General features: G+C 44.9%; 11 protein-coding genes. 5 read left to right on the top strand and 6 right to left on the bottom strand.

Annotation, left to right across the window (positions count from 1 at the left end):
* Positions 1–82 precede the first annotated feature (82 nt).
* The gene (locus tag ACHUFN_RS18560) at positions 83–331 is read right to left on the bottom strand and encodes a DUF2960 family protein (protein ID WP_012516628.1); all 249 of its coding nucleotides are present in this window, start codon (positions 329–331) and stop codon (positions 83–85) included.
* Between the two features lie 339 nt (positions 332–670).
* On the opposite strand from ACHUFN_RS18560, the gene ACHUFN_RS18555 reads away from it, so the two are divergent.
* Positions 671–1,663 carry a restriction endonuclease gene (locus tag ACHUFN_RS18555; protein ID WP_394224212.1) on the top strand — a complete coding sequence of 331 codons (993 nt, stop codon included), beginning with the start codon at positions 671–673 and terminating at the stop codon, positions 1,661–1,663.
* A gap of 194 nt (positions 1,664–1,857) precedes the next feature.
* Here the strand turns inward: ACHUFN_RS18555 and ACHUFN_RS18550 are convergent, their stop codons facing one another.
* The 5 genes from ACHUFN_RS18550 to ACHUFN_RS18530 all read right to left on the bottom strand — a co-directional run bounded on the left by ACHUFN_RS18550 (position 1,858) and on the right by ACHUFN_RS18530 (position 7,505).
* A complete protein-coding gene (locus tag ACHUFN_RS18550; protein ID WP_394224211.1) occupies positions 1,858–3,555 on the bottom strand; it encodes a methyltransferase domain-containing protein in 1,698 nt (565 codons plus the stop codon).
* 73 nt (positions 3,556–3,628) lie between these two features.
* Positions 3,629–4,006: a DUF6768 family protein gene (locus ACHUFN_RS18545; protein WP_394224209.1), complete on the bottom strand. Its 378-nt coding sequence runs from the start codon at positions 4,004–4,006 to the stop codon at positions 3,629–3,631.
* The gene (locus ACHUFN_RS18540; RefSeq protein WP_394224208.1) at positions 3,996–4,529 is read right to left on the bottom strand and encodes an RNA polymerase sigma factor; all 534 of its coding nucleotides are present in this window, start codon (positions 4,527–4,529) and stop codon (positions 3,996–3,998) included. The genes ACHUFN_RS18545 and ACHUFN_RS18540 overlap by 11 nt, the downstream gene beginning before the upstream one ends.
* A gap of 149 nt (positions 4,530–4,678) precedes the next feature.
* On the bottom strand, positions 4,679–6,031 hold the full coding sequence (locus tag ACHUFN_RS18535) for a sensor histidine kinase (protein ID WP_394224207.1): 1,353 nt from the start codon (positions 6,029–6,031) through the stop codon (positions 4,679–4,681).
* A complete protein-coding gene (locus ACHUFN_RS18530; protein ID WP_394224205.1) occupies positions 6,021–7,505 on the bottom strand; it encodes a sigma-54-dependent transcriptional regulator in 1,485 nt (494 codons plus the stop codon). Before ACHUFN_RS18530 ends, ACHUFN_RS18535 begins: the two co-directional genes overlap by 11 nt.
* Positions 7,506–7,761: 256 nt before the next feature.
* Here ACHUFN_RS18530 and ACHUFN_RS18525 point away from each other — a divergent pair, with 256 nt between their 5' ends.
* The 4 genes from ACHUFN_RS18525 to ACHUFN_RS18510 all read left to right on the top strand — a co-directional run bounded on the left by ACHUFN_RS18525 (position 7,762) and on the right by ACHUFN_RS18510 (position 14,607).
* Positions 7,762–9,060, top strand: a complete 1,299-nt coding sequence (locus ACHUFN_RS18525; protein ID WP_394224204.1) for an efflux RND transporter periplasmic adaptor subunit — start codon at positions 7,762–7,764, stop codon at positions 9,058–9,060.
* 10 nt (positions 9,061–9,070) lie between these two features.
* Positions 9,071–9,751 (top strand): ABC transporter ATP-binding protein, encoded by a 681-nt coding sequence (locus ACHUFN_RS18520; RefSeq protein ID WP_394224202.1) that lies wholly within the window; start codon positions 9,071–9,073, stop codon positions 9,749–9,751.
* Between the two features lie 15 nt (positions 9,752–9,766).
* Positions 9,767–12,283 carry an ABC transporter permease gene (locus ACHUFN_RS18515; RefSeq protein ID WP_394224201.1) on the top strand — a complete coding sequence of 839 codons (2,517 nt, stop codon included), beginning with the start codon at positions 9,767–9,769 and terminating at the stop codon, positions 12,281–12,283.
* A 230-nt stretch (positions 12,284–12,513) separates the two neighbouring features.
* A complete protein-coding gene (locus ACHUFN_RS18510) occupies positions 12,514–14,607 on the top strand; it encodes a TonB-dependent siderophore receptor (RefSeq protein ID WP_394224200.1) in 2,094 nt (697 codons plus the stop codon).
* Positions 14,608–14,625 lie beyond the last annotated feature (18 nt).

Raw genomic sequence — 14,625 nt, 5'->3', positions numbered from 1 at the left:
CTACCATTTTTTAAAATTTGACCGTTAATCCCCGAAAGCAAAGCATTTCAGAGGCCTAGTATGTATTGCAAGAGTGTAACCATCATTCTTGACCGTTTTTTAAGAAGTACAATTCAGAAAAACCCATTTTTACAAATTCGGTATCTCTGAAGTTTCTAACGGTTTTTTTATCTTTACTGATAGCAGCAAGTTGCTGTTCGGTTTGCAGGAACTGGGAAAGGTCTATTCCCTCAGCATCAGCCACGGCTTCATGCATATTTTGATGGCGGCTGTAAGAAAAGTTTATCTCTTTTGCCACACCTTTAAACTTATAACGTACTTTATGGGCCATGTTCTACTCAAGTTGGTCGATGTAATTCAAAAACTGTTTAACCGCTATTATAAACTCAATTAGCGCTAATAATTACCCGTATTAAAAAAGCGGGTGGCAAAACCGCAGCGAGAGATGTTTAAAGAATTCGTAGCTTTAGAGAAACACTAGCCTTTGCCTGCGCTATCTACAAAATAAAGAAAAGCTGACTAAGCCAGCTTTATTTCGACAACAATGAAAGCTTTGATAGGGCGATTGAGGTTTTCAATGGGTTGGTGGATAAAGGATAAATACTTTAGATTGCTATGATGTTTTAAACTAAACATCAATATAACTTACCTAAAATACGAGGGATGTACGGTGACCGATTTTGAAAATAGTAAAGTACTCCTGATGAGGGGACCTGTTGAATTAATCAGCGAGGGATATGCTGGGATTGGATGGGGACAGTTTCAGCTTTGCAATTTCACCACTGCTGATAAGTTCTTTGAACATCTTGATGGCACACAGCAAAGCGTAGGGCGTAGCGGCAATCAACTACGCCGTTTCATTGAAGTTAAGCAGGGCGATCTAATAGTAGTTCCAGCTCCTGCGCGCATATACATCGGTGTCGCTACTGGTAAAAAGCAATTCTGCGCAGACAAACCGTGGGGCGAAAACCAAATAAAAGTAGATTTTCCCTGCGATGCCGAAAACGAGCCAATTTCTATCGCACGTACAGACTTGAAACAGGGTTTACAATCTAGGCTGCGCATACGCTTAACCGTTGCTGACTTAGATTACTTTAAAGAGGAAATCATAGAGCGTTATAACGACATTAAAAATAATGTGAGTAGCGGTGCCTTATCCAAAATTAACGAAAAAGCTGGGGAAAAATTAGAGCAATTTAAGGAAAAACTGTTAGATAACCTTCGAAATAGAAATCATTACTTGGAAGCTGGTGGCCAGGGCTTAGAACACCTAGTAAAAGAATTGCTTGAAATTGAAGGTTACACCGCGGTTATACCCAGTAAGCAAAGTCACGAGGTTGGCGTTGATGTTGATATAGAAGCCCAGTCACGCAACCCTTTCATTACGCAAGAGCTGTTGGTTCAAGTGAAAGATCATGTAGGTTACACCGATAAGCATGCTATCGAGCAGATAGCGAAGGTTGAGAGAAAAGACGATTGTCATCGATGGGTAGTATCATTAGGTGATTTCACTGAAGATGTAACACAGCACGCGGATGGTTTAAGCGTTCACTTAATGAATGGAACTCAACTTGTAGATTGGCTAGCCGAGCGTTGGCAAGACTTGTCCCCTACGACCAAACAAAAACTTGGTATTGCTTCAGTTCCGCAACTTATTTTTTGAGTTCGGTACTTTGATTGTGAGCCACCTTTGGTTTAATAAGGAATAAATTATTAACCGTAAGAGAGGTTGCTTTAATTTTCAGCACTCACTAGAGGAATCCACAAAACCAATTGCTGCAGCTAAGGCTGCCATTATTTACTATTTCGTCCTTAATCTATTTTTTTGTTTTACTGGAAGTTAACCTGCTACAAGCACTACCGCCAATCTTCCAACTGCTGTAATGCTTTTATGCGGTCGCGCTGTAGCGTAAACGCTTCAAATACATCGTCAAAGTTTGTGTTATCTGGCTTAAGGTTTGGAAGTGCTAAATTTGCTTGGCTAAAAAACTCAGCCTGATTGTTTTGCCACCCTTGTTTCCACCAAGAAACAATAAGCTCTCTAGAGCTTGAAAGCTTAATTCCTGTAGGCAATTTGTCAGACTTATTGGCGTTTATCTTGGTTTTTGTGGGTAACAAGTTCCACAAGTCGTTGTTAGGCCAGCGAGCAAAAGGGAAGGCGTGATCGATTGCGTAATCTTGAAATCTCAGTCTTTTACCAGACCAACAACATGCTACATCCTCACTGGCCATTAATTCAGTTACGCGCTTTCTAATTCTTGCCGTTGTCCGCTCGGGGTCTTCCCATCTAAGCGCATTCAAGTAATCTAGCTTGGTATACTGTTTTGCCTTATTAAGGTTGTAGCTCGCCATAAGCGAAGACCACTCGTTTATTAGCGCTGGTTCAATCCACACGCTATATTGTGTTAGCGAGTCCCAGATATGAATGGGCACGTAAAACTTTCCAAGCGACGATAAAAAGCTGAAATCTAATACAAGGTCGGCCTTTGGCTTTTTTGTTGTATTAAGCTCAACGTGAAACACAGCATCTTTGGTACCTGGCAAAGTAGTGTATCGCACCGGCATGGTTTCTATAGTCTTAGCAATATCTTTTAGCGCTCGATATAGGCCGGGTCCAATCTGATTGTCTGTATAGCGGGCACCAATGTAAAAATCGTTACTTGAGTAGCTTTTAAATTGTTGCCAGCCATTGTCTTTAACAAAGCCTAGGCCTTTGCGTGAATTACTGTTTTGCTGCATCTCGAATTGATCAATCAGCGGCTTATAAAGCTTCAGCCAATATAGCGCTACGAGTCCAGCGGGCAAAATTACGTGCTCGCCTGTTTGTTCGATAACTGCGCCGGGGTGGCCTTCTGCAATTCTGAGCAACGTTCTTAGTAAGCCAACCTTATAGGTAGATGATTTACTGTCATTTACAACAATGTTTCTTATTAACGGGAACGCGCCAGTACCATTGTCAGGCAAGGTAAGTAAAACCGTTTGCCAAGTAACATCATCACGACCCAATTCATCTGCGTTTTGCGCTGAGCTTAATAAGCGATAAGAAAGGCCGAACTGGCTAGCCAATTTCGCAAGTTCGTCGGCGGAAACGTCGTACATGGTGCGTTCATCGTCGCAGCCACCAAAACGCAACGATATAATTAGTTTGCCGTTGGGTTTCAGTAGTGAAGAGAGCTTTCTGAAAGCGCGCTCACGTGAAGAGGGCGCAATATGCATCCACACGGCACTTAGCAGAATTAAATCAAATTTGGACTGTAATTTAAAAACTTCGGACAGTTCAGGTAACGAGTCTGAAACCCAATGGATAGGGTTTGAAATTGTGTAATCTTTAGCAAGCTCTCGAATGCCAGAGGCGGGCTCTACTGCAACCACGCCTAAACCCCTCGAGGCAAGATAACGCGCATCGCGACCAGAGCCAGCCCCTACGTCTAGTACCATCCCATCTTTGGGAATTTCCTTTACCCAATCTTTATGTACCGACTCGAAAGAAACGCTGTCATACTGTTTCGCCAGAAAAGAAGCGTTAGTTGAGTAGTACGATATATTCTTAGTCAAACCGTTAACTTAGTTGCAATTCCATTATTAGTTTTCACTTCTAAATCATTTGCAATGTAAACTCAAGCAAACCTTAATCTTTTAATTTCATAGCTTCAAACCAAGCCCTTTGCCTTACCTCAATCATTCGCATTTCTTTCGAAAGTATGTTGCGGTTAGTTTGCATGAATATCCAAAGTTTTGTCGCCACCTGTGCGTTAAAGCTTAAAATTAGCAACACTCCCCAAAACACATGGTCTGTAGCTGGCACAGTAAAAAATTTATAACCGCAGTAAAACATAGCAATGCTTAGCGCTATCGCAATAACATAGCCTAGCTTCATAATTCCTGAAAAATTGCTGGCAAAGCCCAGTTTTAGGTAGTCAGTTAAACCGCTTCCCAACATGTTGTCGAGTTCTTGCGACTGCTGATTTAAGTAGCGCTTAATGTCGTCATCAGAATTATTCTTCATAACCGTACTCCGTTTTTGAAATGCGTTGTTTCAACAGGCTGCGGGCGCGGTGTAAACGCGATTTCACCGTGCCAAGTGGAACGTTTGTCACTAGGCTTATCTCTTGAATATTTAAATCGTTCAGGTAAAAAAGCTCGGCTACATCGCGCTCGTTCGTAGGTAATGTTAATAAATGTTTTAACGGTGATAAGGGCTCACTAAACACCACTTCTATGGCTTTTTCGGGCATGTCGCTGTGTAACGGTACTTCTTTGCTCGACGCTCGATACCAATCTACGATTTCCCAGCGCAACGCTCTGTATAGCCAGCTTTTGAAAAGCGAAACGTCGTTTAACTTGGTTACCCGTTTTGCCACTTTAGCCCAAACGTTTTGCACAAGGTCGTCGGCAATCATACTGTCTTTAACCCGCAGCACGGCGTACTTACGCATTGCAACGTGAAAGTGTTGATATAGTTTACCAAGTGCTTCTTTGTTACCAAATTGAAGCTCTATAACCAGTAGCGCTATGTCTGTGTTTGTCATTGGTTTATAACAATCTCAAGTACGCCTATTAAAAAGGCGACTTACAGCAGTAACAGTGGTATTAACATTGCGCACCCTTATCTTTTTATCTAAAGACGTAGCACTCGCAATTTGGGTTCGCAGTTTTTTAATTCTAAAATTTTTTGCTTTCAAAAAACCAAACTAAAACACGCGCCGCCGTGCTCTAGGTTTTTAACACGTACTTGTCCGCCGTGGGCTACCATTATTTGCTGAGTCAGCGCCAATCCAACGCCTGTGCCTTCGCGCTTTGTTGTGAAAAACGGCACAAACACTTTATTAATAATGTCATCAGGCACACCTGCACCGTTATCTGCTATCTCAATTACGCATCGACTGCGCTTGGTCAGGCTTACACTAATCGTTACTTTAGGGTGGGTTACGTGCGCCAGTGCATGTTCAGCGTTGTGCAAAATGTTCACAATTATTTGCTCAATCATGTGCCTGTCGGCGTCAATTTGAATGGGAGCTGCAATTAGCTGCATATCAATGGCAATGCCTTTTTGTTGCCACGACTGAGCGAACACCGCTACGGTTTGCTCAAGCAGCTCGTTAACTTTTATTGGTTTAAGTTGGGGGGCAGGAAGGCGGGTAAGCTTTTTATAGCTGCCTACGAACTGCATAAGCCCATTACTGCGCCTTGAAAGCGTATCGGCTGCTTGTTCTACGTCGTCTAGCTCGGCCAACACGGCGTTGTCATGTTGGTAGTTCTGTTTTATGTCTTTTACTAAATGAGATGTGGTGTCGGCCAGTGAAGCCACAGGCGTAATGCTGTTCATAATTTCATGTGTAAGTACACGCACCAGCGCTTGCCAAGCCTGCAATTGCGCTAAACCCAGTTCACTGTTTATATCTTGCAGGCTAACAAGTTTCTCTTTTTTTCCTGCCACAATAATGTGCGATACCGACACCGCAAGCTTGTGATTGCTGCCGTCTGCGTCGAATTCAACCAGCTCTTTTTCGCTTGGGCGCATGTTTTTCAGCGTATTCGCAAGGTGTAATGAATGCTGCGCTAAGTCTCGCTCGTTTTTTATCAATACCGTGCCAAAGAGTTTTCGTGCTGTGTGGTTCCACAGCACTATATCGCCGTTTTCATAAAGGCTTAATAGTGGAACGGGCACTTGTTCTAGCAAGGCTTTTAAATGTCGAAGTGTTTGCTCTTGTTCGGTGCGTTTTTGTTGAAGATCGGCCAATATACTGGTGAAGGTTTCGCCCAGCTTTTCAAAGCCACTGCCAAATTCAGGGTAGGCAAAGCGCTGTGTCAGCTCACCATGGCGAACCGACTCTAAAAAGCGGGTAAGCTCTGCATTGGTTTTACTTACGAATTTTCGGGTTTCAAACGCTAATGCAATGGCAATTACCGTGGTTAAAAAGAACGTTGCGGTATAGCCAGGCGTAAACCAAAAGTAAGCAGCCAGCGCTACCGATATCATTAAACAGCAAACGCGCGTGCTAAGTAGCAGCGAGAATCGGTTAAAGCCCATGTTTTTCCATCCGTCTATAAAGCGCAGCGCGGGTTAAGCCCAGTGCTTTTGCCGCATGGCTAATGTTGTAGCGATACGCCTTAAGTGCTTTTGAAATGGTCTGTTTTTCTATTTCTTCTAGGTTGAACTGCGCATGAGCGCTTTCTGCTTGGTGGTGTAATGTAGCACTTGTCTGTTCACTTACCGTTGTTGTCGGTGCTGCACTATCAACCGCTGAAGCCCCCGTATTGTGGTAAGGTTTGGGCGCATCGTTAAAAGTAGCGCGATGTGGCACCGCGTTAAGCTGAAAGTCTTCTGTACCAAGCTCGTCACTGCTGCATAGAATAACTGCGCGCTCTACTGAATGCTTTAACTCACGAATGTTGCCAGGCCACGAATAAGCCTTAAAGGCATCTTGTAGCCCTTGGCTTAAGCGAATGCCGTCTTTAGCGTACTTGCGTGCATAATCTGCTAAGTACATGTTAGCAATGGGAATAATGTCTTCTGTTCGCTGGCGTAATGCGGGTAGCGTAAGCTCTACGGTATTTAACCTAAACAGTAAATCTTGTCGAAAACGCCGCTCGTCACGCAGTTGCGCAAGGGGCATGTTTGTAGCGGCCAAAATGCGTACATTGAACGGCGTGGCTTTGTTTGCGCCAACCGGGGTAACTTCGCGCTGCGCCAATACCGCTAACAGCTTAGCTTGTAAGTGCATTGGCAGGTTGCCTATTTCATCCAAAAATAGCGTACCGCCGTTCGCGGCTAATATGCGCCCCACGCGATCTTCCATCGCGCCTGTGAACGCCCCTTTCTTGTGGCCGAACAGCTCGCTTTCAAACAGCGACTCAGGCACAGCCCCCAAATCTACCGTAATAAAAATGTTGCCGCTTCGGGCGCTTTTTTCGTGAATGGCTCTGGCAATCACTTCTTTGCCCGTGCCATTTTCACCTAAAATGAGTACGTTCGCGTCGGTAGGGGCACAGCGTTCTACTATATTCATTACGGGCTGCATTGAGTTTGCGTTGGCAATAAAGGGTTGCGACTGCCTGCTGGTTAGTTTGGTAAGCGTTTCGTTGGTTTGTCTAAGCGCACTTGCTTCGCCGCGCGACTGCCCAAGTTTTACCGCTGAAGATACGGTGGCAATCACCTTTTCGTTTTGCCACGGCTTGGCGATAAAGTCGGTCGCGCCACGTTTCATCACTTCTACGGCGGTATCTATGCCGCCATGGGCAGTAATCATAATCACAACGGCTTGTGGGTCTAGGGCAATGATTTTGTCTAGCCAGTTGTAACCTTGCTCGCCGCTGCTCTCGCCTGGGCCAAAGTTCATATCTAACAAAATGGCGTCGAAACGATGTTCATTCAGTAAAGTGGGGATGTGCTCTGGCTGATTGCAAATTCTTACGTCTGAAAAAAAGCGTTTTAGCAGCAACTTACCTGCCACCAAAATATCTTCATCGTCATCAACCAGTAGTACGCTTCCTTGTTGTTTCATCGTCATCTCATTGCCGTTTTAGTGTTCATTAACGTACACCAACTGTTCATAAACGTACATGTTGGGTGCGCTTGTTTTTTGTGTGAATTCGTTAAAGTTATTTTTAATCAATTGCTTAGCTTATTTGGAACGCTTCTTGTGTTACTAGCTGCAATATAATTTTGTTCTGCATCAGCATATATAACAAAAACATAGCAAAGGGTAAGCCAAGGCAATATCCAAGTATGCATGCAACAAGCTCAATTAAAGGTATTTCATGACACAACTTAAGCGAGTGAACACGCCGCCCTCTTCGTCACATTCAGGGGCGACCATGGACAGAAAGGTAAAGAAAGCCAAAGCCTGGTACATGAACCCTTACCTGTTAGTAGCGGTAGCCTTGGTTATTGCGTTTGGCTTTTACAAAGCGTTTACGTTCCAAAGCAAAAGCTTGGCTGTAGACGGGCAGCGGTTGTCTGTTGCTACGGTTACACAAGGCACGTTTGAAGACTTCATTCCCGTGCGAGGCCGAGTAGTGCCAAGCCGAACCCTTTACTTAGATGCCATTGAAGGAGGGCGTGTTGAACGGGTATTGGTGGAAGATGGCGCACAGCTTCAACCCGGCGACTTAATTGTTGAGTTGTCGAATGTCAGTTTGCAGCTTAGTGTGCTGGGTAACGAGGCAAGTGTTGCAGAGCAGCTTAACAATATCCGCAGTATTGAGCTTAGCCTTGAACAAAATCGCCTGCAGCATAAACGCGACCTTATTGATATTGAATACCAAATAAAATTGCTTACACGAAAGCTAGAGCGAGAAGCGCCGCTTTTGTCATCTAACTCTATTAGTCAGTCGCAATACGACGAAACAATCGACTCGTTGCAGTGGTATAAGCAGCGCTTGCAAATTACCAAAGAAAGCCAAGCGTCTGACGCGCGCATGCAAGAGTCGCAGCTGGCATTTTTGAAAAGCACGGGTGAGCGCTTAGAACATAACTTGGAAATTTCACGCAAAAACCTTGAAAGCATGAATGTGCGTGCGCCTGTGGGCGGGAAGTTATCGGGGTTCAGTGTAGAAGTAGGGCAAAGTATTGGTCGCGGTGAGCGCTTGGGGCAAATCGATACACCCGACGACTTTAAGGTAAGCGTGCTGGTGGATGAATACTATTTGCCGCGCATTGATTTAGGCCAGCAAGCGATATTTGACGATTATCAGCTAACAATCAGCAAAATCTACCCGCAGGTACAAAACGGTCAATTTGAAGTTGATCTTACCTTTAATGAGCAGCAGCCAGCAGACATTCGCCGGGGCCAGACATTGCAAATGAAGCTTACGCTTGGCGATGCAAGCGAGGCTGTGCTTATTCCAAATAGCGCCTTTTACCAAGACACCGGCGGCAATTGGGTGTTTGTGGTTAACAGCGACGGCACACAAGCTACGCGCCGCAGTGTACGCCTTGGTAGACGCAACAACAATGCCATTGAAGTGATAGAAGGCTTGTCGGTAGGTGAGCGCGTGATCATCAGTTCATATGCCGATTATCTCGACATGCAAGTTTTATATATTGACCAAAAGTGAGGGACGAACAATGTTAAAAATGAATAACTTAAAACGAATTTACCAAACAGACGAAGTTGAAACGCTTGCCCTTAATGGGGTCAATATTGAAATTGAAAAAGGTGAGTTCGTTGCCATTATGGGCCCGTCAGGGTGTGGCAAGTCTACCTTGCTTAACATTGTTGGCATGTTAGACAACCCAAGCAGCGGTGAGTACTGGTTCAATGATGAAAACATTGCCCAATATAACGAGTCTCAGCTGTCTAAAATTCGAAAACATCACATTGGTTTTATTTTTCAGAACTTCAACCTTATTGATGAGCTGACCGTGCAAGAAAACATTGAGCTTGCGCTTTTGTACCACGATATAAGCGCCAGCGAGCGCAAAAAACGCGTGGCTGAAGTAATGGATAAAGTAGGCATTGCCCATCGCGCTAAACATATGCCAGGCCAGCTTTCTGGTGGTCAGCAGCAGCGTGTTGCCGTAGCCCGCGCTGTGGTAGGTGGGCAGTCTATGATCCTTGCCGACGAGCCAACAGGAAACCTAGACAGTGCGCACGGCCAAGAAGTTATGGAAATGCTGCAGGCACTGAATAACGAAGGCACTACCATTGTCATGGTAACGCACAGCCCGTCGCACGCCGATTACGCAAGACGCACTATTCATCTTTTCGATGGCCACGTTGTCACTGAAAATGTAAAAGCCGCATAGCGCTAGGGGTGCAATATGTTTAGTAACTATATCCTTATTGCTTGGCGCAATATTGTTAAAAAGCCGCTGTTCTCAGCCATCAATATTGTTGGCTTGGCCATTGGCTTAATGAGCTGCATTCTAATCATGTTGTTTGTTCGCTCAGAGTCCGGATACGACGCTTGGATGAGTGAATCAGATCGGGTGGTGCGGTTACACACCGCGTATCACACTCCAGGTCGGCCATCTTTTCTTACGGTTCGCAGTGCCGGTATGGTCATGCCTGCGGTGCGCGATTTTATGGCGAACGAAGTAGAAGTCGGCGCACGACTTTTTTCAATGAGCACCACCATTAGAAAAGACGGTGAGGGCTTTGAAGACAACGTGCTAGTTGGAGAAGAGTACTTCTTTGAGCTATTTGACTTACCTTTAGCACACGGCTCTATAGAGTCTAGCTTTGCAAAGCCTAACGATTTACTGGTAACGGAAGAAACCGCTATTCGTTATTTTGGACGCACCGATGTTGTTGGTGAAACCCTAACGCTTTGCTGCGTTGCTGGAAGGCCTATTGAGCTTGCCATTTCAGGCGTACTAAAAGATCTTCCTGAAAACACGCATTTTAACATCAGCATGTTGGTATACATGGATGTGCAGCTGTTTAGCAGCTTTGACGGGCTACTTAACACGTGGAACAGCGTTAACGTGTATTCCTATTTCAAATTACGTGAAGGCGTGAGTTTGCAGCAAGCTCAAGCGCGTTTGGATTACTGGATTAACAACGAGAGCCCGTATGCACAAAATGCCAAAGATGCGGCTGGGGTGTTGAACGATAGGAAAGTCACTGACTCGGTAGAGCTGCGCTTTATGCCGCTTGAAGATTTGCACTTACATGCGCACAAACACGCGGGTAACTTAGGTGATTTTTCCGAGCTTGGCAACGACAGAATGGTGTTTACTTTTTCGTTTGTAGCCATACTTATTTTGCTAATTGCATGCGTAAACTTTATGAACTTATCTACCGCACGTGCAGGGCTGCGAGCCCGTGAAGTGGCTATGAGAAAAGTGCTTGGTGCTAGTCGCAGTCAAGTCGCAGTGCAGTTTTTAGTTGAAGCCATTTGTTTAGTATTCATTGCATTGCTGCTAGCGCTGGTGGGTGTAGAAGTGACCTTGCCGTTTTATAACTACGTGCTTGATAAATCGATTACGTTTGACTTGCTCTCATCGCCTGACTTGTTTCTGCTATTGGCAGGTATTGTGTTAATAGTGGGGTTAGGAGCGGGAAGCTATCCGGCACTTGTGATAAGCCGCTACATGCCAGGGCGCGTGCTAAAAGCAAGTGAAAGCAGCGACTCAGGTGCCTCATCTACACTACGTTCCGCGTTGGTGGTGGGGCAGTTTGTTATCTCGATAGGCTTACTTATCAGTACTTCTGTCGTGTACTTGCAAACTCAGCACGCGAATAACATGGACTTAGGTTATACCTCAGACAACAAACTGGTGCTTAATATAGGTGCTGCACGCGACAATAGAGATGCGCTTAAAAGCCAAATAGAGGCGATTCCAGACGTTACGGGCGTCAGTTATTCGTCTGAAGCCCCGTCACAAGACAATGAAAACAACACTAACTTCACTCGTCCGGGCTTTGACAACAACGAACCTGTTACAGCATTACTTAACTACTACTCTATGGGTTATGGTTTCTTTGACGACTATGAAGTAACGCCCATTGCAGGACGCGTTTTTAATAAAGCTAACAGAAGCGATGTATTTGTAAGTGGTAATGATGACAACTGGGGTAAAGGGAGCATTATTTTAAACCGCTCTGCGGTAACTAAATTAGGTTTTGACTCGCCAGAAAGCGCAATAGGTGCTGTGATTCATAGTGGCTACGGAAATGGTATGTCTGAACTAACCATTGTTGGTGTAATACCTGATATTTATTTCCGTTCTGTGAAGTTCGATATTCGACCTTCCGTTTACTTACTTGACCCCAATCGCTTCAGCGTGGCAACCATTAGCTATTCATCTAGCTATTCATTAAACAAAGATAAAGCCGTGCGAGAGGCGGTTGAACAGGTTTGGCGCGATGTAGTGCCGCTTGAACCCGTTAACATTCGTTATTTAAGCGATATGCTAGAGCGCCAGTATCAGCAGGAAAATGCCCAAATGAAATTGCTGAGTGCGTTTGCAGTTTTGGCTATTGCGGTTGCGTGCTTGGGTTTGTACGGACTTGCGGCATTTAGTGCACAGCGACGTACCAAGGAAATAGGAATTCGAAAAGTGATGGGGGCCAGTGTGAGTGATATAGTTAAGCTTCTGGTTTGGCAATTCACACAGCCTGTTGCTCTTGCCAACATTATTGCGTGGCCTGTAGCGGTGTGGCTAATGCTAAGCTGGCTACAGCAGTTTCCCTACCGAATAGATTTTTGGCTGTTAATTCCCATTTGTATTGGGTCTGGCGCAATCAGCGTTGCCATAGCGTGGATTACTGTGGGTGGTAACGCAGCGCGCGTTGCTAGGTACAAGCCTATTAAAGCGCTACGTCATGAATAGTCTTGTCATGAGAAGTACCCACCAGTAACGCAAACGCCCTAAAAAATCGTTTCATGTCATAAATGAGAGCCGCTTTAAAAACGGCTCTCAGTATTTTTAATTACCTGTTCAAAAAGCCTTTCTTAAAACTGCTTTTAAAAACAAATGATAATAATTATCATTTGTGTATTTTGTTTTGTTAAGTATAATCCCGCCCCACTATCAGGAACTAAAACTACTTTGGGAACACAATGAAACCACGAACTCTATTTGCGTTAACTCCGCTTGCCTTTGCCATGTCGGTAAGTGCACAAACCGCCGCCAACCAAACTGAAGAAGTTAAAGAAGCGGATGTTGAAAAAATTCGTATTGTGGGTGTTCGCCAAAACCGTGTCAGTCGTGGCGCAACTGGCTTAACCATGGAAATTAGCGAAACGCCGCAGTCTATAAGTATTATTTCTGAAGACTTAATGCAGTCGTTTGGCGCATTCAGCATTAACGACGCGCTAAGGCTAGCGCCAGGTATTAACGTAGAGCAGTGGGAAACAAACCGCACCAACTACACCGCCCGTGGTTTTGAAATTAAGAACACGCAAATAGACGGTGTGGGTCTACCTAATGATTGGGGAATTGTAACTGGGGCTGTTGAGGCTTACGGCTATGAAAATATTGAAGTCATTCGTGGCGCCAATGGCTTGCTTACGGGCGTAGGTAATGCGTCTGGTACCATCAACTACGTTCGAAAACGCCCTACTAACGAAGAAGGCGGTGAGATTGGTGCCAGTATTGGTTCTTATAATTTCAAACGCGTTCAGGGCGACTACTCAATGCTGCTAACTGAAGACGGCCGCTGGGCCGCGCGGGTGGTTGGCAGTATAGAAGACAAAGAAAGCCACTTAGACGGATTAGAAGACAACAGAAGCTTTCTTTATGGTGTTGTTGACGGGCAGTTAACCGACAACGCTACGGTAACATTTGGTGTGTCGTACCAAGATGCTAACACCGATGGAAACACCTGGGGCGGGCTAGTATTTAACTACTCCGACGGCACGCAAGCAAAGTGGGATATCAGCGATACCACGTCACAAGAGTGGACCAAGTGGGACACAGAGTCTACCAATGCATTTGTTGAACTAGACTATGTTTTTGACAACGACTGGCAGTTACTGCTTAGCTACAACTACCGTGATTTTGAAGATCAAAGCAAATTGTTTTATGCCTCTGGCACAATAGATAAAGAAACCGGTTTAGGGCTATCTGGCTGGCCGGGGCGTTACGATTCTGAGCGTGATTCACATCTTTATGAGGGGCGTTTGTTCGGCACGTTTAACCTATTTAACCGCCAGCACGAATTTAATGTTGGCGTAAGCAACGCAACCAGCGATGAAGATTCATTCCAACACGGTTTTGATTTTGCCAATACACCGGCCTTTGGTCCAACGCCCGCGTTCCCTTATGCGTTTGACGCTATTGCAGAGCCTGACTGGCTAGCACCGGTACTTTATTCAGAAATAGAGCAAGACTTAACGCGTTACTTTGGTTCAACGAAAATCTCTGTTACCAATGCGCTTTTTGTTATTGCTGGGTTTAACGCCATCGACTTTGAACGAAGCGGTGTTAATTCGGGCACGATTATCGATAACAGCGAAAGTGAAGTTAGCCCTTATGTAGGTGCGACTTACGCCGTAACCGAACGTGTTAACGCCTATGTAAGCTACTCTGATGTTTATCAGCCCCAAGAGCAGTATGAACTATCGGGTCAGTTCCTTGCACCAACAAAAGGAAAGAACTTTGAAGCAGGGCTTAAAGCGCAATGGTTAGACGACACATTACTCACCACTTTCGCGTATTTTACTGCAAAGCAAGACAACCTTGCTGCATTTGCCGGTATTAACCCTGAAAACGGTCAATACTTTTATGAAGGAGTGTCGGTAGAGTCGAATGGTTTTGAATTTGAGATGGTGGGCCAGCTTACTGATAACCTTCGTGTACAAGCCGCTTATACCGCAATTGATGTTGAAAACGAGCAAGGGGGCAAAGCTAATACATGGGCACCTCGTGACGTAGTGACATTCCAAATGGGTTACACCATTCCTGCGGCGCCAGAGATGGAAGTGGGCTTAGGCGGTAGATGGCAATCTGAGATCAGCAATAGCGATTTCAACGTAAGGCAGGGGGCGTATTTCCTAGGTAATGTGTATGCCTCGCGCGCGTTTACTGACGATCTCACCGTTCGCATGAATATCAACAATATCTTTGATAAAAAGTACATTAATAGCCTTCACACCATAGGTTTTTACGGTGCAGGAATTAATGCCCAGCTAAGTGCCATTTATACGTTTTAAAAAGTAAAAAAGCGGCCT

This window comes from Alteromonas gracilis (assembly GCF_043642145.1).
Taxonomy (GTDB): Bacteria; Pseudomonadota; Gammaproteobacteria; order Enterobacterales; family Alteromonadaceae; genus Alteromonas; species Alteromonas gracilis_B.
Note: the sequence above shows the minus strand (reverse complement) of the source record. Positions and strands in the feature narration are given on the sequence as shown.

What these genes read in the sequence shown, in the direction of transcription:
- ACHUFN_RS18560 (WP_012516628.1), bottom strand. Translation starts at nt 331, where the DNA reads ATGGCCCATAAAGTACGTTATAAGTTTAAAGGTGTGGCAAAAGAGATA.
- ACHUFN_RS18545 (WP_394224209.1), bottom strand. Translation starts at nt 4,006, where the DNA reads ATGAAGAATAATTCTGATGACGACATTAAGCGCTACTTAAATCAGCAG.
- ACHUFN_RS18540 (WP_394224208.1), bottom strand. Translation starts at nt 4,529, where the DNA reads ATGACAAACACAGACATAGCGCTACTGGTTATAGAGCTTCAATTTGGT.
- ACHUFN_RS18535 (WP_394224207.1), bottom strand. Translation starts at nt 6,031, where the DNA reads ATGGGCTTTAACCGATTCTCGCTGCTACTTAGCACGCGCGTTTGCTGT.
- ACHUFN_RS18530 (WP_394224205.1), bottom strand. Translation starts at nt 7,505, where the DNA reads ATGAAACAACAAGGAAGCGTACTACTGGTTGATGACGATGAAGATATT.
- ACHUFN_RS18525 (WP_394224204.1), top strand. Translation starts at nt 7,762, where the DNA reads ATGACACAACTTAAGCGAGTGAACACGCCGCCCTCTTCGTCACATTCA.
- ACHUFN_RS18520 (WP_394224202.1), top strand. Translation starts at nt 9,071, where the DNA reads ATGTTAAAAATGAATAACTTAAAACGAATTTACCAAACAGACGAAGTT.
- ACHUFN_RS18515 (WP_394224201.1), top strand. Translation starts at nt 9,767, where the DNA reads ATGTTTAGTAACTATATCCTTATTGCTTGGCGCAATATTGTTAAAAAG.
- ACHUFN_RS18510 (WP_394224200.1), top strand. Translation starts at nt 12,514, where the DNA reads ATGAAACCACGAACTCTATTTGCGTTAACTCCGCTTGCCTTTGCCATG.